Below are 279 nucleotides of genomic sequence, written 5' to 3' on the forward strand. Positions count from 1 at the left end.
GCCCAGCGCGCCGCCGCGCTTGATGATCTGCTCCAGCGCCGGGACCATCGCCTCCGACCCGTCGAGGCCGAAGCGCTTGGGTCCGGTGTACTTGAGGTCGAGGAACTTCTCGAAGCCTTCCGCCTCGATCAGCTTGTTGAGGATCGCCCGGCGCCCTTCGGGCGTGAACGAGATCTCCTTGTCCTTGCCCTAGATCCGCTCCTGGATCCAGGGATTCTCGGCGGGATGCGAGATGTGCATGAACTCGACGCCGAGCGTCTGGCAGTAGGTGCGCTCCAG

The 279-nt window shown here is 64.9% G+C and carries 1 pseudogene; it reads right to left on the reverse strand.

What is annotated here, in order from left to right:
* Nucleotides 1–279 (reverse strand): annotated as a pseudogene (locus WDW90_RS39210) (hypothetical protein); the annotation flags it as partial.

Source organism: Methylobacterium nigriterrae (assembly GCF_037106235.1).
GTDB lineage: Bacteria > Pseudomonadota > Alphaproteobacteria > Rhizobiales > Beijerinckiaceae > Methylobacterium > Methylobacterium nigriterrae.